The sequence below is a fragment of the Nonomuraea sp. K271 genome (assembly GCF_009908215.1).
In the GTDB taxonomy this organism is placed as follows: Bacteria; Actinomycetota; Actinomycetes; order Streptosporangiales; family Streptosporangiaceae; genus Nonomuraea; species Nonomuraea longispora.
This window is the reverse complement of the sequence record NZ_JAAAHR010000055.1, coordinates 1-20,749: the sequence shown is the minus strand read 5'-3', so window position 1 is coordinate 20,749 and position 20,749 is coordinate 1. Positions and strand designations below refer to the sequence as shown.

23 protein-coding genes and 1 tRNA gene are annotated in these 20,749 nt (G+C 66.1%); 19 read left to right on the top strand and 5 right to left on the bottom strand.

The window, feature by feature from the left end; translation table 11 throughout:
* The first annotated feature begins 29 nt into the window (after window positions 1-29).
* From GUY59_RS20330 to GUY59_RS20305, 6 genes are all read left to right on the top strand, one after another.
* Window positions 30-722: a GntR family transcriptional regulator gene (locus GUY59_RS20330; protein WP_138201932.1), complete on the top strand. Its 693-nt coding sequence runs from the start codon at window positions 30-32 to the stop codon at window positions 720-722.
* Window positions 719-1,627 carry an aminoglycoside phosphotransferase family protein gene (locus tag GUY59_RS20325; protein ID WP_138201933.1) on the top strand — a complete coding sequence of 303 codons (909 nt, stop codon included), beginning with the start codon at window positions 719-721 and terminating at the stop codon, window positions 1,625-1,627. The genes GUY59_RS20330 and GUY59_RS20325 overlap by 4 nt, the downstream gene beginning before the upstream one ends.
* 254 nt (window positions 1,628-1,881) lie before the next feature.
* Entirely contained in the window at window positions 1,882-2,829 is a 948-nt protein-coding gene (locus GUY59_RS20320) for a hypothetical protein (RefSeq protein ID WP_138201934.1), read from the top strand.
* Between the two features lie 30 nt (window positions 2,830-2,859).
* The gene (locus GUY59_RS20315) at window positions 2,860-3,276 is read left to right on the top strand and encodes an RDD family protein (RefSeq protein ID WP_138201935.1); all 417 of its coding nucleotides are present in this window, start codon (window positions 2,860-2,862) and stop codon (window positions 3,274-3,276) included.
* A 6-nt stretch (window positions 3,277-3,282) separates the two neighbouring features.
* The gene (locus tag GUY59_RS20310; RefSeq protein WP_201761108.1) at window positions 3,283-4,101 is read left to right on the top strand and encodes a hypothetical protein; all 819 of its coding nucleotides are present in this window, start codon (window positions 3,283-3,285) and stop codon (window positions 4,099-4,101) included.
* Window positions 4,094-4,381: a hypothetical protein gene (locus GUY59_RS20305; RefSeq protein ID WP_138201936.1), complete on the top strand. Its 288-nt coding sequence runs from the start codon at window positions 4,094-4,096 to the stop codon at window positions 4,379-4,381. The genes GUY59_RS20310 and GUY59_RS20305 overlap by 8 nt, the downstream gene beginning before the upstream one ends.
* A gap of 168 nt (window positions 4,382-4,549) precedes the next feature.
* Here the strand turns inward: GUY59_RS20305 and GUY59_RS20300 are convergent, their stop codons facing one another.
* Together GUY59_RS20300 and GUY59_RS20295 are read right to left on the bottom strand one after the other, a co-directional pair.
* Complete coding sequence (locus GUY59_RS20300; RefSeq protein WP_138201937.1) at window positions 4,550-4,981, bottom strand: hypothetical protein; 432 nt, start codon at window positions 4,979-4,981, stop codon at window positions 4,550-4,552.
* A 66-nt stretch (window positions 4,982-5,047) separates the two neighbouring features.
* Window positions 5,048-6,289, bottom strand: coding sequence for a sporulation protein (locus GUY59_RS20295; protein WP_138201938.1), 1,242 nt, complete (start codon window positions 6,287-6,289; stop codon window positions 5,048-5,050).
* A gap of 453 nt (window positions 6,290-6,742) precedes the next feature.
* Here GUY59_RS20295 and GUY59_RS20290 point away from each other — a divergent pair, with 453 nt between their 5' ends.
* The 11 genes from GUY59_RS20290 (at window position 6,743) to GUY59_RS20240 (ending at window position 15,484) form a co-directional block, all read left to right on the top strand.
* Window positions 6,743-6,910 (top strand): hypothetical protein, encoded by a 168-nt coding sequence (locus GUY59_RS20290; RefSeq protein ID WP_161714624.1) that lies wholly within the window; start codon window positions 6,743-6,745, stop codon window positions 6,908-6,910.
* A 21-nt stretch (window positions 6,911-6,931) separates the two neighbouring features.
* Window positions 6,932-7,261 (top strand): WhiB family transcriptional regulator, encoded by a 330-nt coding sequence (locus GUY59_RS20285; protein WP_138201939.1) that lies wholly within the window; start codon window positions 6,932-6,934, stop codon window positions 7,259-7,261.
* Between the two features lies 1 nt (window position 7,262).
* Window positions 7,263-7,625, top strand: a complete 363-nt coding sequence (locus GUY59_RS20280; RefSeq protein WP_138201940.1) for a hypothetical protein — start codon at window positions 7,263-7,265, stop codon at window positions 7,623-7,625.
* Window positions 7,622-8,575, top strand: coding sequence for a DUF2637 domain-containing protein (locus tag GUY59_RS20275; RefSeq protein ID WP_138201941.1), 954 nt, complete (start codon window positions 7,622-7,624; stop codon window positions 8,573-8,575). Before GUY59_RS20280 ends, GUY59_RS20275 begins: the two co-directional genes overlap by 4 nt.
* Entirely contained in the window at window positions 8,575-8,901 is a 327-nt protein-coding gene (locus tag GUY59_RS20270) for a hypothetical protein (protein WP_138201942.1), read from the top strand. Before GUY59_RS20275 ends, GUY59_RS20270 begins: the two co-directional genes overlap by 1 nt.
* A complete protein-coding gene (locus tag GUY59_RS20265) occupies window positions 8,898-11,078 on the top strand; it encodes a cell division protein FtsK (protein WP_138201943.1) in 2,181 nt (726 codons plus the stop codon). Before GUY59_RS20270 ends, GUY59_RS20265 begins: the two co-directional genes overlap by 4 nt.
* 141 nt (window positions 11,079-11,219) lie before the next feature.
* Window positions 11,220-11,432: a hypothetical protein gene (locus tag GUY59_RS20260; RefSeq protein ID WP_138201944.1), complete on the top strand. Its 213-nt coding sequence runs from the start codon at window positions 11,220-11,222 to the stop codon at window positions 11,430-11,432.
* Window positions 11,432-12,340, top strand: coding sequence for a bifunctional DNA primase/polymerase (locus tag GUY59_RS20255; RefSeq protein WP_236667329.1), 909 nt, complete (start codon window positions 11,432-11,434; stop codon window positions 12,338-12,340). The genes GUY59_RS20260 and GUY59_RS20255 overlap by 1 nt, the downstream gene beginning before the upstream one ends.
* Window positions 12,337-13,887: a YfjI family protein gene (locus GUY59_RS20250; protein WP_161714623.1), complete on the top strand. Its 1,551-nt coding sequence runs from the start codon at window positions 12,337-12,339 to the stop codon at window positions 13,885-13,887. Before GUY59_RS20255 ends, GUY59_RS20250 begins: the two co-directional genes overlap by 4 nt.
* A 14-nt stretch (window positions 13,888-13,901) precedes the next feature.
* Window positions 13,902-14,099 carry a helix-turn-helix transcriptional regulator gene (locus tag GUY59_RS20245; protein WP_138201946.1) on the top strand — a complete coding sequence of 66 codons (198 nt, stop codon included), beginning with the start codon at window positions 13,902-13,904 and terminating at the stop codon, window positions 14,097-14,099.
* Window positions 14,099-15,484 (top strand): tyrosine-type recombinase/integrase, encoded by a 1,386-nt coding sequence (locus GUY59_RS20240; protein ID WP_138201947.1) that lies wholly within the window; start codon window positions 14,099-14,101, stop codon window positions 15,482-15,484. Before GUY59_RS20245 ends, GUY59_RS20240 begins: the two co-directional genes overlap by 1 nt.
* A 67-nt stretch (window positions 15,485-15,551) precedes the next feature.
* Here the strand turns inward: GUY59_RS20240 and GUY59_RS20235 are convergent, their stop codons facing one another.
* Both GUY59_RS20235 and GUY59_RS20230 read right to left on the bottom strand, forming a co-directional pair.
* A complete protein-coding gene (locus GUY59_RS20235) occupies window positions 15,552-15,887 on the bottom strand; it encodes a hypothetical protein (RefSeq protein WP_161714622.1) in 336 nt (111 codons plus the stop codon).
* A 638-nt stretch (window positions 15,888-16,525) separates the two neighbouring features.
* On the bottom strand, window positions 16,526-17,551 hold the full coding sequence (locus GUY59_RS20230; protein WP_138201949.1) for a helix-turn-helix domain-containing protein: 1,026 nt from the start codon (window positions 17,549-17,551) through the stop codon (window positions 16,526-16,528).
* Window positions 17,552-17,745: 194 nt separating this feature from the next.
* Between GUY59_RS20230 and GUY59_RS20225 the strand changes: the two genes are divergently transcribed.
* Both GUY59_RS20225 and GUY59_RS20220 read left to right on the top strand, forming a co-directional pair.
* On the top strand, window positions 17,746-18,693 hold the full coding sequence (locus GUY59_RS20225) for a CBASS cGAMP-activated phospholipase (RefSeq protein WP_201761107.1): 948 nt from the start codon (window positions 17,746-17,748) through the stop codon (window positions 18,691-18,693).
* A gap of 2 nt (window positions 18,694-18,695) precedes the next feature.
* Complete coding sequence (locus tag GUY59_RS20220) at window positions 18,696-19,856, top strand: nucleotidyltransferase domain-containing protein (RefSeq protein WP_201761106.1); 1,161 nt, start codon at window positions 18,696-18,698, stop codon at window positions 19,854-19,856.
* A gap of 615 nt (window positions 19,857-20,471) precedes the next feature.
* Here the strand turns inward: GUY59_RS20220 and GUY59_RS20215 are convergent.
* A tRNA-Tyr gene (locus tag GUY59_RS20215) sits at window positions 20,472-20,553 on the bottom strand.
* Window positions 20,554-20,749 lie beyond the last annotated feature (196 nt).

Here is a 20,749-nt window from a genome sequence, read left to right as displayed (position 1 = left end):
GAGACACTGTGCCTCGGCGAGGGAGCGCGATGAGCAAGGCGACGGATGCCCCTACCTACGTTCGGATAGCCCAGGACATCCGCAGCCGCATCCTCCAAGGCGATCCCCCCGCCGGCGCCATGCTCCCCTCCGAAGCAATACTCGCCCGAACGTACGGCGTCGCGCGAGGAACGGTCCGCCAGGCGGTGGCCGAGCTGGAACGCTCAGGACTGGTGGCGAGCGAGGCCGGCCGGGGCCGGCGCGTCATGGGCAGCGACCCAGCGACCACCACCCGCACCGCCGCCACCCAGTACGAGACGATCGCGGAGACGCTCCGCAAGCGCATCGACAGCGGTGACCTGGTCGCCGGCCAGCAGCTGCCCGGTGAGGCCGCCATTGCCGACGAGTTCGGAGTGTCGAAGGGCACAGCCCGCCAAGCCCTGCAGCTCCTGGCCGGCGAACGCCTCATCGCGTCCGTCCACGGCAAGGGCTGGTTCGTCGGCGGCCCCGAGCACGCCCGCACTCGAGCGGACGCGGTCGCCGCCGACCTCCGGCAGGACATCGCCGCCGGCAAGCTCGCCCCGGGATCCGTCCTGCCCGGTGAGAACGTACTCGCCCAAGAACGCGGCGTCGCCCGCGTCACCATCCGACGCGCCTTCGCGCTCCTGGAAGCGGAAGGAGCCATCGAGAAGAGGCCCGGCATGGGCCGCGTCGTCAAAGCACGAGCCAAAGGTGACACGTGACCGTATCGCAGACGCCCTCGATCCCCTTCACCACCACCGAAGCCCTGGCGACCCTGCACGAGACCTGCGAAACCGCAGGACTGGCCAGCCAGGACGCTCGCTTGATCCGCCTCGGCGAGAACGCCCTGTTCGCTCTCCCCACCGAGCACGTGGTCGTGAGGATCGCCCGCAGCGTCGAGGTACTGGACGACGTACGCAAGGAAGTGGCCGTCTCCGCCTGGCTGAACGACTCCGGCATCCCAGCCGCGCAAACGACGGCCCACGACCAGCCCCTCATCGTCAGAGGCCACCCGGTGACGCTCTGGCACTTGATCCCCGACAGCGGCTCCCCCGCGACCCTCAACGACCTGGCCGCCATCCTGCGCGGACTCCACAGCCTGGCCGTCCCCACCGACCTGGGCCTGCCGCCGCTGGACATCCTCAGCCGCGTCTCCGAACGCATCCACGCAGCCCCCGGCCTCACCGACGAGGACCGAGCGTTCCTCCTGACACGGCGGAACGACCTGCAAAGCGCCTACGACGCCCTGGCCTTCCCCCTCACCCCCTGCGCCGTCCACGGCGACGCCCACAACGAGAACCTCATCAAAGCCGCAGACGGAAACATCCTGCTCATCGACTTGGAGCGCTTCGCCTTCGGCCCACCGGAGACGGACCTCGCCGTCACCGCCATTGAGCACTCCGTCGGCTGGGGCACGCGAGCCGAGTACGACCAGTTCGCGGAGCGGTACGGCTTCGACGTCCTGGCCTGGGACGGCTACCCCGTACTCAGAGACATCAATGAGCTGAAGATGACCACCTGGCTCATGCAGAACGTCAGCGAGAACGACGCCATAGCCCAGGAGTTCCACAACCGCATGCACTCGCTACGGCACCCGGACGCACCCCGGCGCTGGCGCGCTTTCTGAGCACCCCGATAAGTGCCCGGCTCGCACACCCGGAATGGGGTGTACGCAGCAAACGACACGAACGTTGAGCGCTATACCGGTTAGGAACGGCAGATTCTTGTTCCCCGCCTACCACTCAAGCTACACACCTGCCAAATGCCCAGCTAGGCGCGTTCATTACGCCGCCACGCCGGTTCCGCCACATTCGCTTGCCCCCGTATTGCCGATATACGAGTTACCCGCATATTTGTGGCCTCGGCGATACGCTCAATCCGATGAGTCTCGTCGGGATGAAGCCGGATCAAGCTCGGAACCTGGCAGCCGCTGCCGAGGTCACGGGCGGATCGCTCGCGGTCCAGGGTGCGGTGATCCGGCGGCTCCTGGAGCGTTGGAACGGCGACGCCAGCCGACTGGCCTCATTTCCAGCGCGTGCGTCATGGGCGCAAGATCAAGCCAAGGACATTCGACGTCGCGCCGGCCTCCTTGAGAAAGACCCGGAAGGCACGGCGCTGTTCGCAGCCATGACCTCCGTGCTGGACTTCTGGGAGGAGCACAAAGCACAGGCTCAGAAGGTGATCAAGCCGCTCAAGGTTATGGCGATCATGAGCGGTGTGGAGGCCGCGGTTCAGCTGCAGCGGCGATGGGCCCAAGGGAGAAATGTGGCCGGCGCTCGTGCGGTCTACGACATCCGCCGTTACATGGGAGCCCTCCCCGGTAACCGCAAGCTCTCCGAGCTGATCTCAGAAATGCTCAAGGCGCGGAAAATCCAAGATCTCTACAAACAGCCATGGAAGTGGCAGCAGACGCTGTCAGCCGCGTTGAAGCGACTTAAGATCCCTGGCGCCGGCCTCCTGACCAGGAACCCTCCAGGTGCCGGGATCTTCGCACGTGTCACCCTCCCGGCCGCCGCCGTCACCGGCGTCAAGGAAGCGGTGGCACCCACACACGACGGCGCGCAAGGCTGGGTGGATCGCGGCATGGGCGCCGTCCAAGTTGGCGGCGCGGTCGCGGTCATGGGCGGCGCGAGCATCGCCACCGCGCTCGGCGCATCAGCGGCAGTGGCTGCGGCGGTACCGGTGGCCGGCTGGGTCGCGCTGGGCGTGACCGGCGCCTATTTCCTCGGTAGTTGGGCGTGGGACACCTGGGGAGACGACATCAAGGCAGGCGCGGGAAAGGCCGTACAAGGCGCGAAAGAGTTCATCGAGAAATTCAAGTTCTGGTGAGACCCTGATCCTTTGACGTGCGGAGGCTCCATGACCTCAACCGAAGTTCCGCCCCGGGCGAGCAGCAACCGCCGCATCATTCCGCCCAGCGTGGACGCCCTGCTCGCACTGCTTGCTGGGATCATCGTCAGCGACCCGCTGAACGGGACCCTCGCCTACTGGCCGGCCTTCGTCGGAGCGCTGCTCGTGCTGTCCTTCTGCAACCACGTGCTCTTGACGATCGCGCTGGGCGGAAGCGTCGGCAAGCTGCTGACCGGTCTGCGGACCGTTCGTACGAGCGACCTTGAGAAGCCGACCATCGGCCAGGCGACCCGGCGCTGGCTGTGGGGCTTCTTCTACATCGCCTACATCCCCATCATGGTCGTCACCGGCACCGACATGGATCACCACGACATCGCCGGCCTGCGGATCGTGCGGAGAGCCGACGTCCGCCGCTTGAAGGGCTGATGGACGGTGAACGTACGCCTTGACATGGAGCTGGCCCAGTTCCGTACGCAGATCAGCGAAGCCATCGCCGAGGACGGCACGCAACCCCTGGTCCGATTAACCGACGAGGAACTCGCCGTCCTCGACCCCGAAGAGACCCTCGTCCCCATGCCTCACCTGTCCACCATGGACGCCCAGCAGCGCGAATGGGCCATGGCCACGGCCCTGCGCTCCCTCGTCGCCCGCGAGACCGTCAAGATCGACAACATCGAGGACCTCGCCACCACCCTGCGCGACGCGCCCGCCTCCACGATCGACATGCACATCAGGATGGACGTCGACCTCGCCCTCACACTACGCCGTACCGCGGACCGTACCCTCGCGATCAAGCAGCACAGCGGCGCCGGTACCGCCTACGCCCACGTCCACATCCACACCGCGAACCTGCTCCTCGTGGAGCGCATCACCACCGGCGGCATGCACGTGTTCACCCTGGTCAACAGCGTGGAGGACGCGGTGGACCTCGTACAGCCGCTGCTGGATCCCTTCGGCGTGGCTGACCGGGACGGCCCGAGCATGCCCCTGGACCCCTCGGCCCTGGAACGCGAGCACGTCGGCCCCCTCGCAGCAGTGATCGACAACGCCCGGATCGTGGGCGAACTCGTGCTCCTCAGCGACCCACCCGGTCCCATGATGACGACGTACGCCACCGACCGCGCCGTCTGGGCCGTGATCGTGGACAGCCCACACGCGCCGACCGGCATCACGGCCAGGCCGGTGAGCCACGCCGCCCTCTCGGCCGCAATCGCCGGCATGCTGAGCAGTCAGGAAGCCGGCCGTGCCTGATCAGTTGAGCGAGTGGCAGGCGGACATGCGCGTCATCGCCGAAGCCGCCGACGGCATCGAACGCACCCTGCAAGCCGTGGACGCCACCTGCGACAGCAGCATCTGGGCCGGCCCCGCCGGCGACCGCTTCCGGGACGAGTGGGCTCAGCAACGGGCCGCGATCCGAGCAGCGCTCAACGACGTCAGAGCGCAGACCCAGGAAATCACGGCAAGGGTGAAACGCGAGGAAGAACAACGCCCCATGGGCAACCCGAGCGGACCACGCGCAAGCGCTTACTGATCAGCGATCACTTAGGCTTCTCCCCTGCGGTTGCACGCACGCTGCCTCCGCTGCTGATTGCGGCGAGCACCTACCACGAACCGACGGCATCGCCCCGAGTCGAAGACTTCCGACGCGACGGTAAGGGGGCGTCCTGCTATGGAGTCGGCTCCAGCGCGGCCAGAACACTCACCAACCTACATAGGCAACCACGCTGACAAGCGCTTCTAGCTTGGCGCCCTCCTTTTCGAGGGCCTTCTTGACCTCAGGTCGATCAAATTCCTGAGCAGCGCGGAGCGCATATACCGCCAGGTTAGACCCTTTCCACTTGGGCGAATGCATCGAGATACGGTACGGCGAACCGTCTGCCGTGGTGACCCAGCCTCGACTGCGGAGAAAGGCGACCGCCTTCTTGAAGGAAGCCACTTCAGTCTTGCCTCCGACATCGATTACGAAAGAGTCGGTCACCACCGTTGCGGTCCCCTCTACCCCTTCGTAGCGCTGCTTCCAGACGATCGTGCCAATCTTGCCGACCTCTCCCCGTACAGCGGGATCAACCTCTTCGCGTTGCTCCGCACAACCCCCAACTACAAGAGAGAGCGCAAGAGCGACTACCGTCACCTTCCTTCTCCGCATAGCAGCTGAGCCTATCCCTCAGCGCGGCTGTCGATTTGATGTTGACCGCCACTAATCGTGTTCCGGTGAGTACTTCCGGGCGACGACGGCGTTGAACTTCGCTACCTGCCCATCGCCCGCGTACGCGTCCAGGTCTGCTTGCAGGTCCCTGATGTACCGGAGATACCGCTCCGACTTGAGCGACCCGGCGAGGTCGATGGCCTCCAGCGCGATGGTCGCGGCCTGCGATGGTTCGCCCATGTGCACGCAACTCGCCGCCTGAACCAGCCGGTCGAAGGCCAGCGTCCGCACGTACATCGGATCACAAAGCCCCACCGCTTGGCCGACGAACTCCATCGCCTGGGACGGCTGGCGCAGGTCCCGATAGCAATGGGCGCCCTCGCTAGCCAGCTCGGCGGCGTCGAAGTACGAGACCCACGACGGATCTTCATCCACGTTGCGCTTGGCGAACCACTTCTCCGCCTCAAGCAGGGCTCGCGCACAACTTGCCTCGTCGCCGTTCCCGGCGTGCGCACGCGCCTCCATGGCGTGGAACAGCGCCATTGGGGTCGCGGTGGAGTGGCTACGACAACCCTCCTGCGCCGCACGCGCGAGCTGGATCGCCTGGTCGTAGCGGCCAAGGTAGTTGGCCTGGTGGCTCATGTCAGCCAGGATCAGGCCGCCCAGCATGCGATCTCCGGACACCTGAGCGAGGCGCAGCCCTTGTAGGAAGTAGCGCTGCGCGAGCCCGTGCCGGCCGAGGTCGTACGCCGTCCAGGCAACCAATTCCGTGATTTCAGCAGCCGCCGCGAACAACGCCCGTCCCACCGATTCCTCGAATTTCCCATCGAGCAGGGGAACGACTTCCCGGTTGTAATACTGGACGAGCGCCGAACGCGCATGTCCCCCACCGAACTGAAAGCCCATGTTCGCGAAAAGCTGGGTGGTGGCGCGAATGGTCTCCACATCCCACGGACCGACCGAAGGCCGCGCGTGCTCCCGTACCGGCATCGGCTCCGGCCGCGACAGCAGCCACGCGATGAGCGACTCGTTCCAGGCGTCGGGGACGACCACCGACTGCAACGCCACCGGATCATCGGCGAGGTCACGCCGCGTCAGCCCCAGCAGCCGACTGCCCACGTCGGAGATGCCGCCACCATGAGCAAGGGTGCGTTCGAGCGTCTCAGGAGTCACGACGCCGGCAAACCCGATGTCGTCCAGCGTGAACGTGACGCCGGCCTTCCTGCTGAGCGCCTCGGCGATGAACCGCGCGGTCGCCGGCCGCGGCCTCACCCCGTCCAGCCAGCGCTTCACATCCACATGCGTACAACTCAGCGTTACGCCCTCTTCTTGCGCAAGCTGTCGTACTCGTGAAGCAAGTCCCGAATTAGAACAATCTGCCCGGCGCATTGCATCAGCAAGCCCCACATTGGGCATTCGAGACATCTTCACCTCCGCATGTGATCGCCTCCGCAATCATGGCGCGAACACGGCGCCGGACGCCCGCTTTCCCGAGAAATCCCGGCCCGCGTTTCTCCTGGTCAGGGCTTGAATCACCCCCAAAAATCACCCCCTGTGCATTCAGTCCCGATCACGAGCACAGTGTTGCCGCAGCGCCCGGCGCGGAACTCTTAGATCAGCAAGACCGGCTGAGCCGAGGACCGCAGGACTCCGACACGAACCGTCCCTAGGACTTGACTCTCCGTAGCTGTACATGTTCTATGTCTGTTAGTACCTGCCCTGCAGGTCAGAACCGAGAGGCTCAACATGCTCGTCCGTCCGCGCAAGGTGCTCCCGACCGTCATCACGATCTGCCTCGCCCTCTACGCCCTGAAGGACCCGGAGGGCGCGGCAACCGTCGTCAAGGCGGCGGCGCACCTGCTCGTGAGCGCTACCGAGTCGGTCACCCGGTTCATCCAGACCGTCAGCAACTGAAACCCAGAAAGAGACCCGACAGTGGCCTACAACCAGAACCGCCCGCTCCACCCGGCGCGCATGTCGCTCGCCGACCTCGAAACCCTCTGGCAGAGCGGCGACGAGACGCCGCTCCCCGAGTGCACATACGACCCGGAACTGCACACCGGCCCGCGCCTCACCATCGAGAGCGCCGAGGAGCGCGCCGCCCGCGAGGCCGTGGCCCGCGACGTGTGCTCCACCTGCCCGGCCCTGCGGCTCTGCGAGCTGTACGCGCGGCAGGCCCGTCCGACCTCGGGTATCTGGGCCGGCCGCACGCCCGCTGAGCTGACCACCCACACCACCGCATCGGAGAACCTGGAGGTGGCCTGACATGGCCCGCCGCACCCGCACCCGCTTCTGGGACCCGTCCGGCCGCCGGTACGGCATCCCCACCTACCCGAGGAAGAAGATCCCGCCGCACCTGCGCACGCTGCGCCAGCTCGCCTCCGAGGGGCTCCGGCCGGGCGATCAGGGACCGCAGGCGCAGGTCCTGTGGTGCTCGCGCGTTTCCGGCCCGCCCCGGGTTCGCGCCGCCTACCTGTACGACGTGCGCCTCGCCCTGCCGAAGCGCGCCCCCAGCCGGCGCATCCGGACGACGGCGCCCAAGGGCCGTACGTGCCCGGTGTGCCTGACCGAGCCCATCGACCACCGTCTCGTCGTGTGCCCGGACTGCGCGGAGGAGGAAGCAGCATGACCAGCCCCGTACCAACGAGAATGACCACCAGGCGCCCGCTGACCGACGGCGAGCGCACCGCGATAGAGATCACCGCGATCGCCACCGGAGCGCTCGGCCTGCTCGGGTTCGTCAACAGCTTCGAGCGCGTCGCCACGGCGGCAGAGCCTTCGTTCGGGTGGTTCGCCTGGACCGTTCCACTCGGTATAGACCTCGGCATCGCCGTGTTCTCCGCGCTGGACATCGTCCTGGCCCGGCTCGGCATGCGGCTGGGCTGGCTGCGGTTCATCCCGTGGGCACTGACGGCCGCGACGGTCTACCTCAACGTGGCCACGTATCTCGGCGCAGCCGACTGGTTCGCCGTCGTGGCCCATGCGCTGCTGCCGCTGCTGTGGGTGTTCGCCGTCGAGGTGGGCGCGCACGTCGTACGCAAGCACGCCGATCTGGCCCGGCCGGATCACATGGACGGCATCCGCCGCTCCCGCTGGCTGCTCGCTCCGCTGGCCACGGTCTTCCTGTGGCGCCGGATGGTGCTGTGGGAGATCCGCAGCTATCCGGAGGCGCTCGGCCAGGAGCGCGAACGCATCCTCGCCAAGACAGAGCTGCAGGACCGGTACGGCCGGCTGTGGCGCTGGAAGGCGACCAGGCGCGAGCGAGCCCTGTACCGCCTCGGCGAACTCACGCCCAAGCACCTGGAGATCCCGCCGCCCGAGCCGACGCGGGCCGCCCTGCCGCCCGCACCGCCGAAGCACCGCAAGCGGCGTACGCGATCGACGCCCACGCCGAACGTAGGAGACCTCATGCCTCTGGGACGGCACATCGCCGCCAACCTCGCCGCACAAGGCCAGCCCCTGACTCGTGACCGCCTCCGCGACGCCATCCGCAACACCGGCCGGAGCATCTCCACCGACCGAGCGAGCGCGCTCCTGACGCGGCTCAAAGCGGAGGTACCGGAAGGAGAAGCCGCCTGATGGGCCTCACCATCACCGACACGCACATGACCTCGGACACCTGCCCGAACACGGCCGAACTCCGCGAAGGCGGATGGACGGTCACCGGCTACCCGGGACGGCTGTTCGACCACCATCAGGCCATTACCGCCATGCTGCTTGCCGAGCTGCTGGCCCTGACCGCACAGGCGGACGGACCGCACGTACCGACCGCACACGAGAAGAAGCGGTCCGACCGCACCTCGACCGCTCAGACCGCTGACTGGGACGCGGCCTCATCCGCCAAGACAACGACCGCGCCCCAGCACTCCACCGCCCTTCAGACAGCAGAGGTTCCTTCATCATGACGCAGCCACCGGACGACCCCAACCACGACCCGAAAGACGACCAGCCGGACGACAAGGGCGCGGACATCGTCGACCTCAACGCCGCGCGGTCCGGCCGCCGGTCCGAGTCGGAGCCGCTCGTCCTTGAAGGCGAGGTGCTCAGGGTGGACCAGCCCGGTCCGTCCCGTACGGACTGGCGGGCCAGCCTGGAGCGCAAGGCGACCACCCGCCAGCCGATCATCCCGCTGTGGCTGCGCTCCCGTGCGGAGGCCATCGAGACGTTGAGGTGGGCCAGCCTCCACTACGCGCACGTGGCCGGCTACCAGCTCATCCGCACGCCGCTCTACGCCGGGCGCCTCGTCGCCCGCGCCCCGCGCGGCCTGGTCCGCCTGGTGAGCGGGTTCGTGCGCTGGACGTTCGACCTCGAAGGCGAGCCCGCGCGCATCGCCGCCGTCCGCAAGTCCGACTATGACGGGTACCTGAAGTTGAGCAGGCAACGCGACATCCGTGTCCGGGCGCGCGGCTGGATGACCGGACTCATCCTGCTGGGGCTGCTGGTCCTGGCCGTCGTCACGGTCAACCAGCCCACCGCCGCCCAATGGGGGATGCTCGCCGTGGCCGTGGCTCTGCTGGGCATCCTCGGCAAGCCCGCCGACAGGCCGCTGATCAACCGCGCGGTGATGGCGTCCGAGGTGGAGAAGCTCACCAGCGACATCGTGGTCCGCGCGCTGAGCGTGCTCGGCATCGCCGGCATCACGCAGGCCCTGTCCAAGAACCCGAAGGACGCCATCCGGTTCGTCGCCCCGATCACCCGGGACGGCCCCGGCTGGCGGGCCGACATCGATCTGCCGTACGGCGTCACCGTGGCCGACGTGCTGGACAGGCGTAAGCAGCTTTCCGGTGCGCTGCGCCGCCCGCTGGGCTGCATCTGGCCCGAGGGCGACCCCTCCGTCCACGAGGGACGGCTGATCCTGTGGGTGGGTGACAAGGACCTGTCCAAGACGGTCGTACGGTCTCCGCTCAAGCGGGCCAGTTCGCACGACGTGTTCAAGGGCGTTCCGTTCGGCAACGACCCGCGCGGACGCCTGGTCACGGTGCCGCTGATCCAGCACAACGTGCTGATCGGCTCCCAGCCCGGCCAGGGCAAGACCTCGTCCATCCGCGAGCTGGCCGCCGGCATCGTGCTCGACGCCACGGTGGAGGCGTGGTTCCACGAGCTGAAGGGCACCGGCGACCTGGACCCGTACGACAAGGTCTGCCACCGGTACGTCTCCGGCATCGAGGACGAGGCCATCGCCTACGCCGCCGACTCGCTCACCCTGCTGCGCAAGGAGGTCATGCGCCGCTCGGCCGCGCTCAAGGCGCTGCCCGCGGACCTGTGCCCGGACAAGCGCGTCACCCGCCAGATCGCCGACAAGCGCTCGTTGGGCCTGCATCCGCTGGTCTGCATCATCGACGAGTGCCAGAACCTGTTCGCCCATCCCGAGTACGGCGACAAGGCAGGCGATGACGCCGAGTTCATCATCAAGCTGGGCCGCGCCCTGGGCGTCGTGCTGATCCTGGCCACCCAGCGCCCGGACCGCGACAGCCTGCCCACCGGCATCTCCGCGAACGTCTCCATCCGGTTCTGCCTCCGCGTGGCCGGCCAACTGGAGAACGACATGATCCTCGGCACCTCGGCGTACAAGAACGGCATCCGCGCCACGGTGTTCGTCCCGGAGAAGGACGCCGGCACCGGCTACCTCGTCGGCGCGACGCCGATGCCCAAGGTGGTCAAGGCCGCCTACCTCAACACGCCGGAGACACAGCTCATCGCCGACCGGGCGTACGCGCTGCGCAAGGCGCGTGGAACGCTCAGCGGCCACGCGCTCGGCGAGACGCCAGAGCAGGCCGCGCCCAGCTTCGACCTGCTGGCCGACATCCTCGCCGTGGTCCCGCCGTCCGAGGCCAAGGTTTGGAACGAGGTCGTCGTGGATCGCCTGGCCGAGATGCGGCCCGACGCCTACGGCGCGTGGGCGGCGCTGGAGGGCGGAGCGAAGACGGCCCAGCTCACCACGGCGCTCAAGCCGTACGGCGTGCGCACGATGCAGGTCTGGGGCACGCCGGAGAGCGGCGGCAAGGGCGCCAACCGCATCGGCATCGCCCGCGACGACATCACCACCGCCATCACTCAGCGCGACAAGGGCAAGGCGTCTTAGCCCTCGCCGATCGCCTCTAGACCTAGAGGTGCACCCCTCTAGGTCTAGAGGCTCCCCTAGAGCCCGAATCCCTGTTCTACCTGGGCTCTAGCGCCTAGAGCCCGACCTGCGAAAACCCTGGAAACGGCCCTGGAGGCCCCCATGGACCACGCCATCGCCCTTCTCGCCACCTGCCTACCGTTCGTCACTCTCAGCTACATCATCGTGTGCCTCGCATCGCCATGGGGCCGCTGCACCCGCTGCCGCGACGGCCGCAGGAGCCGCACCTGCCGCGCCTGCGACGGCACCGGCAAGCGGCCCCGCCTCGGCTGGCAGCTCTACACCCACGTCCGCCGTCTGTACCGCGACCGCTGATGACCGCTCAGGAGACCCGCATGCGCGACCTCACCCGCTACGCCCTGGCCGCCGCAGCCCGCGGCTGGCACGTCTTCCCGCTCGCCCCGCACGACAAGCGCCCGCTGCCCGGCTTCACCGCATGGGAGGCCCACGCCACCACCGACCCCGCGCTCATCCACGACATGTGGACGCGCGGCCCGTTCAACATCGGCATCGCCTGCGGCCCGTCCAACCTGGTCGTCCTCGATCTGGACGTGCCCAAACCCGACGAGCACCCGCCCGCCGCCTGGGATCGACCCGGCGTCAACGACGGCTCCGACGTCCTGGCCATGCTCTGCGAGCAGGCCGGCCAGCCGCTGCCGCTGGAGACTTTCATGGTCCGCACCCGGCGCGGCGGCACCCACCTGTACTTCACCGCACCCGCCGACCGCGACCTGCGCAACACCGCAGGAAAGCTCGGCTGGAAGATCGACACCCGCGCTCGGGGCGGCTACGTCGTCGCCCCCGGCAGCACCGTCACGCTGCCGGACGGCACCGGCTCCTACGACGTCCTGCACGACCCACCTCCGGCCCCACTCCCTTTGTGGCTCGCCGACCACCTCACCACTCAGCCATCGGTCAGCTCAGCGGGCGCAGTGCTGAACGCTTGCGGCGGAGACCGAGCCGCCGGCTACGCCCTGGCCGCGCTACGCGGCGAGATCCAGCGCGTCCTGGACGCCGTCCCTGGCACCCGCAACACCACACTCAACCTGGCCGCCTTCGCCCTCGGCCAGCTCATCGCCGCCGGCCTGCTCCCGCGCGCCCTCGCCGAAGCCTGCCTGCTGAACGCCGCCGAAGCCACCGGCCTCAGCCTGCGCGAAGCCTTCACCACCATCCGCTCCGGACTCGACAGCGGACACCGCCGACCCCGGAGGACAGCCGCTTGACCACCGCCACCACCGCTGAGGCCATCCTGAACACCTGCAACGCCACCCAACAGCTCACCGACCTGCACCACCCACCCACACCCTGGGAGACACCCGCCCCGCTCGGCCAGCGCGGCGACCTGCCACCCTTCCCGGTCCACGCGCTCCCGTCCTGGGTCGCCGACCACATCAGCGCCGTCGCCGAGGAGACGCAGACCCCGACCGACCTGGCCGGCTGCGTCGCCCTGGCCGCCCTGTCCACCGCCGCAGGCGGACGCGCCGTGGTCAACGTGCGCGGCTCCTGGATCGAACCGGTCAACCTATTCGTCGTGGTCGCCATGCCACCCGGCTCCCGCAAGTCCGCCGTCTTCCGCGCCATGACCGCACCCTTGACCCGTGCGGAGAACGTCCTGGTGGACCGCATCACGCCACAGATCACCGAGGCTGAAGTAGCCCGCCGCCTGGCCGTCGAAGTCGCTGAGAAGGCAGCACGAAGTGCAGGAACGGCACGCGGAGAGGCAGCACCGGAAGCCATCGCCGAGGCCCAGAGCGCCGCCCTGGCCGTGGAAGACATCAAGGTGCCCGTCAAACCGCGCCTCATGGCCGACGACATCACCCCGGAGACGGCGGCAAGCCTTCTGGTCGAACAGGGCGGACGCCTGGCCGTCCTCTCGGCCGAGGGCGGCATCTTCGCCACCCTCGCCGGCCGTTACTCCGGCACGCCCAACCTCGACCTGTTCCTCAAAGGCCACGCCGGAGACCCACTCATCATCGACCGCCGAGGCCGCAGCGAACGCGCCGACAACGCCGCCCTGACCATGGGCCTGGCCGTACAGCCGGAGATCGTCTCGGACATCGCCACCATGCCCGGCTTCCGCGGCAAGGGCCTGCTCGGGCGCATCCTCTACAGCCTCCCGAAGTCCAACGTCGGCTACCGGCGCGTGGACTCAGCGCCCGTGCCCGAGCACATCACGAGCCGCTACGACGCCAACCTGCAACGCCTCACCATCGGCATGTACGAGTGGCACGACCCGGCTCGCCTCACCCTGACCACCGAGGCAGCCGAGGTCTTCACCGAGCACCGCCGCGCCACCGAACGCCGCCTGCGCCCGGACTCCGGCGACCTCGGCCACATCACCGACTGGGCCGGCAAGTTCGACGGCGCCGTCATGCGCATCGCCGGCCTCATCCACCTGGCCACCGATGTGGACTCCGCCTTCCGCCGTCCGATCACCACCGACACCGTCAACGCCGCCATCACCCTCGGCCAGTACTTCACCGCCCACGCCCTGGCCACCTTCGACGCCATGGGCGCCGACCCCGACCTTGAAGCCGCCCGCGTCGTCCACGCCTGGCTCCACCGCACCACCACGGAACGCTTCACCGTCCGCGAAGTCTTCACCGCCCTACCCCGCAACCGCTTCCGCAAGGTCACCGAACTAGAACCCGCCCTCGACCTCCTGGAACAACTCGGCTGGATCCGCCGAGAACCCGAACCACCCCGCACCGGCCCCGGCCGCCGCCCATCACCCGCCTACGCCGTCCACCCGACCCTGCACTCCGCCTGACCGAGGAACCGCCCTTGAAGACAAACACCCGCACCGACGAGAAGCTCACCGTCGCCGAAGTCTGCGCCGAACTCAAGATCGCCCGCTCCACCTTCTACGACTGGCGAGCCAAGAAGCAGGGCCCACGCTGCATCACCCTCGCCAACCGCGAACTCCGCATCCGCCGCTCCGAACTCGACCGCTGGCTCAACGAACGAGAGGACGCCGCTTGATGCAGGAGATCGCCTACGACGTGCGCATCCGCAGCATCGAGAAGCGCAAGAACGCCCAGGGTGCGGTCATCTCCTACCGGCTGTCGTGGAACGTGGACGGCGAGGTATGGAAGGAGACTTTCAAAACGGCAGCGCAGGCAGACGCCTTTCGCTCCGAACTCATGACGGCAGCCCGTCGCGGCGAACCGTTCTCCGTTTCCACCGGACGGCCGACCTCCTGGCAGCGCGAGGTCGAGCAGCCGGAGCCCATGAGGTGGTACGCCTTCACCCTGCGATACGTAGAGGCCAAATGGCTCTACGCGTCCCCGAACCACCGCCGGGGCATCGCCGAAGCTCTGACCGACGCCACCGAAGCCCTGCTCACCGATGCGCACCCGTTCCCGAGAGAGGCCATACGCGCCGCCCTGCGCTGGTCGTACAGCAACCGTGTCAGGGACACCACCGAACCGCCCCCTGAGTTCGTGGACATAGTGCGCTGGCTGGAGAGCCACACCACTCCACTCGCCGCTCTGACCGAGCACGGGTCAGGAGCTGTGCTGACACGCCATGTACTGGCCCGCATCAGCCAGACCAAGCAGGGAAAGCCTGCCGCCGCGAACACCTCCAACCGCAAGCGCATGGTCCTGAACAACGCCATGGAGTACGCCCAGGAGATCGGCGAGCTGTCGTCCAACCCACTCAAGGCCGTCAAGTGGGCCAAGCAGCGCACCCTTACGACAGTGGACCCGCGCGTCGTCATCAACATCAGCCAAGCTCGCCGCTTCCTCAAGGCAGTGGAGAACCACAGCGAGCGAGGCAGACGCATGAAGGCGTTCTTCGGATGCATGTACTTCGCCGCACTCCGGCCCGAAGAGGTCGTAGACCTACGTCAGGAACACCTCGTCAGCCTTCCTGCTGACGACTGGGGAGAAATGCGGCTCACCAACGCCGAGCCCCGTTCGGGCAGTCGCTGGACGAACAGCGGCAAGGTGAGGGAACGCCGGGAACTCAAGCATCGAGCCGTAGGCGAGATACGGCGAGTGCCCATCCACCCCGAGCTGTCCAACATGCTGATCGAGCACCTCAAGGAGTTCGGCGCCGGCCCCGGCGGACGCATCTTCATCGGCCCCCGCGGCGGCCTCATGACCGACCGCGCCTACCTCAAGGTCTTCCACGAAGCCAGGGCGCGAGGTTTCACACCGTCTGAAGCTAGGTCGCCCCTGATGGAGGTTCCCTACGCCCTACGCCATGCCGCTGTTTCCACATGGCTCAACGCTGGCGTGCCAGCGCCACAGGTGGCCGAATGGGCGGGCCATAGTGTTGATGTTCTGCTACGTGTCTACGCCAAATGCATCTATGGACAGCAAGACGAAGCCATGCGCCGCATCTTCAAGGCCACTCGGTGAAATCACCGCTCAGATGAAGAAAGTCCCGCTTTCCTGCCGTAGGCTGAGAAGAGCGGGACTGGAGCATCTATTCGTATGAACCAGGCTTGCTGTAGCGGCCTTCAGAGTTTCGCCGTGTCCCGTAGTAGAGCGTGGACTCCGACATGCCGGTAAGGCCACAAGCCTCCGCGAACTCCTGGATGTTGAAGTTCGGGTCCTCATGCCCCAGGACTTGCGCTGCAACCCACATCACGTTGGTCTTCACAAAGCGAGCTTCCCGCTCGCTCAGCAGCGTGTCGCTTCGCTTGCCAAGAGAATCTAGCTCCCACTGATGGCCTGCCCGATCCAGGCGATAGGGAGCATCTCTCCAGTCGTGATTGCTGATCTCTGCCGCGAACTCGCAGGCAAGACGGCTCAACGCCATCACTGTCCCTCCTAGTAGGACGGGCGGCTCTATGACCATCCGAATAGGTCGCCGCCTATGAGCTCGAACCTACCTCATGGCAAGGCCACACGTCTCTGGATTCGGTGACACTCTGTTTGGCCGTCTGTGTCCACATCCGGACACCGTGTAGACCTATCGTCCACCAGCAACGTCATAGAGTTGTGGCGGAAGGGACAGAAGTTCCTCCCAGTCCCGAGGCCCATCCACCAGATGCAGACAAGGACTCCTGGCTGGTCGCCAACTTCCACTGGGTTCTTCTGGTGCTGCTTCTTCTGATGCTGGCCTTCCTCATAGGCCGTGCTACGCTGACATCGATTTCGGGACTGAGGCCATCCCGACAGCGAACCCTTGTGACGAAGTACGCGAAGCCGTAGAAAAGCTGACCGCGAAGATCCACCCGTCTGACAATGTCGGAATGATGGGGGATCTTTCATTTGATCACCGGTAACCCGTCATGTTTCACGGCTGAGCTCGTGGCTACAGCTAGAACAGGCCTCGATCAGATAAATACCCAAGGTCGATAGAGACCTGCACCCGCACAGGCAAAAAGTCTTGCCTCTCATTCCACGAACTAGCAAACTCCGCTTTTGAGTATCCGGCAAGACCAACGCTGAGAGTCAACTACTTGTCGCCACTGTAATGTTGGCCAACGTATCGTGAGGCAGAAGGCTCCGAACAGAGTGGCTCGCTGGCGATGCCAAAAACTCTAGAAGGCGCTGCGGCTGCTCAGGTATGCCGAGCGGTACGGGTTCGACCCGCCGCCACCCTCGCGCCGAGGCCGCCTTGATGGCGGTGAGATAGGTGTTCTCGCTCATGCGACCGAGCGTGCGTGCCCGCATAAGAAGAGCAGCCAGGGAGACTTGCCAATAGCGCTTCAGCTCAAAAAGCCGAGGCCAATCGACCTTCGTCGGCAAGTGGTGGCGTATCTCATCCGCTGGCATGAGAAACGCGGCCGCAAACTGATGGGCTTGGGTTTCGACTTCCTTCACCCCCCAAATTTGCTCACCGTGGAGAACCAAGTGCGCAAGCTCGTGAGCGGCGTCGAAACGCGATCTAGCACGATCGTTCTTGTCCGTACCGAGCACTACGACGGGGTGATCCGGAAATGGCAGCGAGAAGGCGTCAACGTCGGCACTGTCGAGCGGTAGGCGGATGATAGCCACACCATGATCTTCAAGGAGCTCAACAACATTGTCGACAGGGCCAGGCCCCAGGCCCCACTGGGAGCGAACCTGTCCCGCGATCTTCTCTATCTCATCGACGGCAACGCTGAGTCCAGAGGTTCGCATCTCTGGCACATCAGCCAGCGCGAATCTCCCCGCCGCAGCAGCATGGACAGCCACGTCGTGTGCGACGTGCGCGATGGCTCTGGCACGGCGACGGTCCGCCACTGCCGTACGGCGCAATGATCGGAAAAAGCCCTCATGGGTCTCAGCGATCGGCTGATGGAAGAAGCTGATCGGCACAGCCAAGGCCATGCTTAAGGCAGTGATCGTTTCTGGACTCGGCCGGGCAGCGCCACTCTCGAACTGGCTGACCGCCGCCGGAGAGAGACCCACGGCAGCGGCCAACTGTGCCTGGCTGAGCCTGGCCAACTCTCGGGCGACTCGAAGACGCGTTCGTTCGAACGCCAGCGTGCTCATGATCCTCCTAGCCCGATCTTGCCCTCCACATTTTGGCTGACAGGGTGTAGTGCTCCGCGAAGGCACGACACATCGTTACTCCTTCAGTGTAGAAACCAACACGGAAACATGTGTTGTGATATTAAGTACGATCAACAGTGTCGGGTGTGTCGGAGGGAGCGGTCCATTGGTCACGCGTGGTTGGGCGGTGGTAGGTGTCTGATCGATTTCAGATCCTGTCCCTGGACGGCGGAGGCCTGCGGGGGATGTTCTCCGCCGCAGTCCTGGCACGACTCGAAGAAGATCTCGACGCCCACATTGTCGACCACTTCGACTTGATCGCCGGCACCTCCACCGGGGGCATCATCGCCCTCGGCCTGGGGCTGGGACTGTCGCCGCGCCAGGTGCTTGAGTTCTACACCCAGCACGGGCCCCGCATCTTTCGCGATCGCACTCATCTTCGGGGCCTACGGCACCTCGTGCGCGCGAAGTACCACGTGGCCCCACTGCGCGCCGCGCTCATCGAGGTGTTCGGCAACCGCACCTTCGGCGAGAGCACCAAGCGCCTCGTGATCACCTCGTACAACATCGGGGCCAACGACGTTTACCTGTTCCGCACCCCACACCTGCCTACGTTAAAGCGCGACTGGCGCGAGCGCGCTGTCGATGTCGCCCTAGCTACCTCAGCCGCCCCGACATACCTGCCTGGCATGCCGTTGGACGGCGCCCGTCTGATCGACGGGGGCATCTGGGCGAACAACCCCTGCATGGTCGCTCTTACCGAGGCGATCGGTCCACTCGGTCTTCCCTTGAGCGCCATTCGGGTGTTCAGCCTCGGCACCACGACCGACATGCGCAACCGAAGCCGTCGTCTGGATCGTGGCGGCCTGCTGCCGTGGGCTGGCGATGCCGTGGAGATGCTGATGCGCGCACAGAGTGAGAGTGCCACCAAACAGTTACGACACTTCATCGGCAAGGAACACGTCCTCCGTCTCAATCCCACGGTTCCCACTGGGGCCGTCGCCTTGGACAAGGTCGACGCTGACGCCTTGATCGGACTGGCCGGCCATGAGAGCCGCAGTGCTTCCCCGAGCTTCACCCGCTGCTTCGCTGACCACGACGCGGCACCGTATATCCCCTACTACAAAGCCCGAAAGGACTGACCTTGGACACCCTGGAAGAGATGCTGTCGATGTTGCTCGACGGCGCCGTCGAGACCCTTGACATAGCTCCCCACCTTTACGAGCGCACGGTAGGCGAGTATGAGGACGTAGGAACTTGGCTAGCCGAGAACGGCAACCCGGACTGGCGAATATATGCACAGGGCTCGTTCCTGCTCGGCACCGTCGTACGACCCAACACCCCGCGCGGCGAGTACGACATCGATCTGGTCTGCCGGTTGCCGATCGTCAAGGAGAGCATCACTCAGTTCGACCTCAAGAAGCGAATCGGGGACGAACTGTCCAAATATGTGCGCTGGAAGAAGCAGCACGGCAAGCATGGCGCGCCTAAGGGAATCGAGGAACGTCGGCGTTGCTGGACTCTTGACTACTCAGACGAAGGCTTCCACCTGGACGTGCTGCCTAGCATCCCCGACGCGGAGTACCCGCCCACCGGGATCTTGCTCACCGACAGGGAACTGCGCTGGTGGCAACACAGCAACCCGATCGGATATGCCGAATGGTTCAAGCGTCGGTGCGAGATGCAGGCCTACCTGATCGCGGCTGCCACGAAGCGGCACGTTAACGTAGCCGACGTCCCCGAATGGGAGATTCGCACCACACTGCAACGCACCGTCCAGGTCCTCAAGTGGCACTGCATGCTGCGCTTCGCCAACGACCCCGACAACCGACCCCCGTCGATCTTGATCACCACGCTGGCCGCCCGGGCCTACAACGGCGAGCGTGACCTCTTCACTGCCACCTCCAACGTCCTGAGCCGCATGTTGGCCTTCGTCGAGAATCGCAAGGGCACGTGGTGGGTGCCGAACCCAGCGCATGAGGAGGAGAACTTCACGGACAAGTGGAACGAATACCCCGAGCGGCGCGAGGCCTTCCTCAACTGGCGCCGCGACATTTCCTCCGTGCTCTCCGAACTCGTCCGCATGGAGGCCAAGGGCCTGGACATCATGGCCAAGCGCATGTCGGAGAGCTTCGCGTCCGCGCCCATCATGCAGGCGTTCGAGCGCATGGGCGAGCGACAGCTAGAACAGCGGCAGGCCGGCACCCAGTACATGGCTCCCACAGGCTTGCTCACCGCGACAGCCGTCGGACCTCGCGTCCGTGACCACGTCTTCCATGGCGACCGTGCCGCCACGCACGATTAACCTCGCCCAACAGCTCGCCGCGATCGTAAGCGTGCTCCCGGGTGCACGTGGCACTGTGCGTCGCGGCGAGCTCAGGTGCCTCGTCCAGCTACAACCAACACCGGCCAGCCGGATCTACACGGTTCGTGTGGTCTATCGGCATGCCCGCAGACCCCACGTCACCGTGGTCGATCCCCCGCTTGCTCTCCATCACAACGCCAATGCGCTGCCTCATGTCTACCCTGAGAACGAACTGTGCCTGTACTACCCAGGCCAGTGGAGCCATGACATGTTGCTGGCCAAGACGATCTTGCCGTGGACTGCTGAATGGCTGGTCCACTACGAGCTATGGCTGATCACGGGACGTTGGGCTGGCGGCGGTCATGTTGACGCTGTGGAATCGGCGCCGTCGCCAGGTACCCATCAGACGTCAGTCGCTGCAAGACGTGAGTCCCCAGCGGGATGAACCCGCTCGTTGCCTTCGCCGGAACGACCATGATCTGCAGACCTTGATCCTTTGGGAACGTATAGGGAACGATCAACCGTAGAGCGCCGGTCTCAGCCGTAGACGGCCGGACACAACGCGAGAGGCCCGTCACCGCGTTTCCGCTGGTGACGAGCCTCTTCGTGCTGGTGTGGCAGGTGCAAGGTTCGAACTTGCGTAGGCTGAGCCGACGGTTTTACAGACCGCTCCCTTTGGCCACTCGGGCAACCTGCCGTGTCTTCCGCTCTCGCGGCGACAGACAGAAGGATAGCGGACTTCAGAGGTGTACGTGACACCGGTTTGTCCCGGGCCGGATACCCATCGCGTACCACACACGCACTGCCCGGTTCTTCGGCGCACGCAACTTCCTCCGTACGCGGTCGTGTCGTGGCGGGGTGCGTGGAGGTTCGGGGGGGAAGTGGGCGTGGTG